We start from the raw sequence: 2,724 nt of genomic DNA, 5'->3' as shown, positions 1-2,724 counted from the left end.
GAGCTGGATGAGACCGAAGATGTCTCCGACCTGCTCGCCAAGCTGGAGGCCAGCGTGAAAGCGCGCTCCGGCGACGGAAAGGCTCCGGCGAAGAAGACGGCCGCCAAGAAGGCACCCGCGAAGAAGGCAGCCGCCAAGAAGGCACCGGCCAAGAAGTCTGCCGCGAAAGCGCGATCACGCTCCTGACCGTGGGCGATCGACTTCACGCCCGGGTGAATCGTTCTCCCCGAGGTCGGCTGGCCAGGAAGCGGAAGGCTGCGGCAATGAGGTTGATGGCGGCCACAAGGATGATCAAGGTCAGCGCGGCACCCCAGACCCGTTGAAATCCCGCGTGCTCTGGATTGGTGAGTTCGGTGTAGATCAGCAGCGGCAGCGAGGCCATGTTGCCGTGAAAGACGTCGAGGTTGATCGACCGGCTGTACCCGACCAGGACCAGCACCGGCGCGGTTTCGCCGATGACGCGCGCGACGGACAGCAGGATGCCCGATACGATGCCCGGCATCGCCATCGGAAAGACAATTCGCACAATAGTTTTCCACCTGGGAACGCCCAACGCGTAGCTGGCTTCGCGCAGTTCGTCCGGCACCAACCGCAGCATCTCCTCCGTCGACCGCACCACCACCGGCAACATCAGCAAAACGAGCGCCAGCGCCACCGCGAACGCGCTCTGCTGGAATCCCAGAGTCGCAATCCACAGGCTGAAAATGAACAGCGCCGCCACGATCGACGGAACCCCGGCAAGCACGTCGACCATGAAGGTGGTAACCCGCGCCAGCCGTCCCGAACCGTATTCCACCAGGAACACCGCCGTCATCAAGCCCAGCGGTACGGCCAGCACGGTGGCGACTCCGGCCTGCATCAGCGTCCCGTACAGCGCGTGGTAGATGCCGCCGCTCAACTCCTGGGGCAACACTCCGCGCAGCGAGTGGGTCCACCAATGCCACTGGGTGACGGCGGTGCCGCCTCGTTCGATCACCACCGACAGCACCCAGACCAGCGGCCCCACCGCGAGGGCAAACGAGGCGAGGAAGAACAGTGTCGCGAGGTGGTTTTTAATCCTCCGCCGCATGCTGAGCGACTGCAATGTCGTGGGTTTGATCGGCTGGCGGAATGTGTCGACGCTCATGCGTTGACCTTCCCGCCGGCGATGGCGCGGGCCGCCGCATTGACCACGAAGGTGATCACAAACAACGCGAATCCCGCCGAGATATAGGCTCCGGTCGGCAGCGGTGCGCTGAATTCGGATGCCGCAGAGGCGATCTTCGAGGCAAATGTATAACCGCCGTCGAACAGCGACCAATTGCCGGGGCGGGCCGCCGCGCGCAAGATGATCAGCACCGCAACGGTTTCACCCAGCGCGCGGCCCAACCCCAGCATCGACGCCGCGACCACACCGCTACGGCCGTAGGGCAGCACGGTCATTCGTACCACCTCCCAGCGTGTGGCGCCGAGTGCCTGGGCCGCTTCCATCTGGATACGCGGGGTTTGGCGGAACGCTTCTCGCGCAACAGAAGTGATGATCGGCAGGATCATGACAGACAGCACGATCCCGGCGGTGAAGATGGTGCCCCCGCCCGCCAGGGAAACGTTGCCGTGCTTGAACAGAAAGATCCAGCCGAGGTTGCGATTCAGAAACTCGGCAACCGGCTCGATTTTCGGCGCCAGCACCGAAATTCCCCACAGCCCGAAGACGATCGACGGCACCGCGGCCAGTAGGTCAACCATTGCGGCGAACGGGCGGGCCAGCCGGGCCGGGGCATATTGGGTGAGGAACACCGCGATCCCGACGGCAACCGGCACGGCAAACGCCAGCGCGCTGATTGAACTCAGCACCGTGACCATCAGCAAGTCGTGAATACCGAAGGCCAACTTCTCGGCGTCGGTGGTATTGAATTCGCTGCTGGTGAAGAAGTTCGCGTGGTTCGCCCGCAACGACGGGATCGCACGAATCAACAGGAAGATCGCAATCAGCGCGATCGCGATCACGATCGTCGATCCTGCGGCGGTGGCGAGCGACTTGAACACTCGATCGCCCCGCCGCACGACGCGTGGGTTAGTTGCAGTCAGCGCGGGCTTTATCCCGGGAGGAGAAGCGAGCGCTTCGCGGACCATGGCTATATCAGATCACGTGATGGCGTTGACAGCAGCCGACAACCTCGAGCCGAACGCGTCCGGAATGGGAATGTATCCGTTGTCCGCCAATCCATTCTGGCCGGCCCCGATGGTGCTCTGCAGGAATGCCTTCACGGCCGTGCCGACCTGGGAGTCCGGATATTTCGAGCACACAACCTCATACGTCGCCAACACGATTGGGTACGCGCCGGCCTGGCTGGGCCGGTAGAACGAAATCGTGTCGAGGACCAGGTCATTGCCCTGGCCGACGATCGAGGCTCCGGCGATCGTCTTGCCCACCGATTCGGTGCTGATTGCCACCGGGTCCGGGCCCGCCGACGTAACGATCTTGGCCACGTTCAGGTGTTGCGCCTGGGCGAACGACCATTCGTTGTAGGTGATGGAGCCCTCGGTGGCCTTGACGGCGGCGCTGGTGCCGTCGTTGCCCTTGGCGCCCTCCCCGATACCGCCGTTGAACTTCTTGCCGGAGCCCTTACCCCACCCGCCGTTGGACGCGGTGTCGAGATACTTCTGGAAGTTATCGGTGGTCCCCGACTCATCGCTGCGGAATACGACGTGGATCGGCTCGCCCGGCAAATTGACGCCGGCATT

General features: G+C 63.5%; 3 protein-coding genes and 1 pseudogene. 1 reads left to right on the top strand and 3 read right to left on the bottom strand.

Annotation, left to right across the window (positions count from 1 at the left end; all coding sequences use genetic code 11):
- A pseudogene (locus ACZY0B_RS27125) lies at positions 1-186 on the top strand (non-homologous end joining protein Ku); the annotation flags it as partial.
- 16 nt (positions 187-202) lie between these two features.
- Here the strand turns inward: ACZY0B_RS27125 and pstA are convergent.
- The 3 genes from pstA to pstS form a co-directional block, all read right to left on the bottom strand.
- A complete protein-coding gene (gene pstA / locus ACZY0B_RS27120; protein ID WP_463767317.1) occupies positions 203-1,126 on the bottom strand; it encodes a phosphate ABC transporter permease PstA in 924 nt (307 codons plus the stop codon).
- Positions 1,123-2,112: a phosphate ABC transporter permease subunit PstC gene (gene pstC, locus ACZY0B_RS27115; protein ID WP_463767316.1), complete on the bottom strand. Its 990-nt coding sequence runs from the start codon at positions 2,110-2,112 to the stop codon at positions 1,123-1,125. Before pstC ends, pstA begins: the two co-directional genes overlap by 4 nt.
- Positions 2,113-2,124: 12 nt before the next feature.
- On the bottom strand, positions 2,125-2,724 hold a 600-nt coding region (gene pstS, locus ACZY0B_RS27110; RefSeq protein ID WP_463767315.1), incomplete at its 5' end, for a phosphate ABC transporter substrate-binding protein PstS.

The sequence above is a fragment of the Mycobacterium sp. IDUB_19 genome (assembly GCF_055419445.1).
Note: the sequence above shows the minus strand (reverse complement) of the source record. Positions and strands in the feature narration are given on the sequence as shown.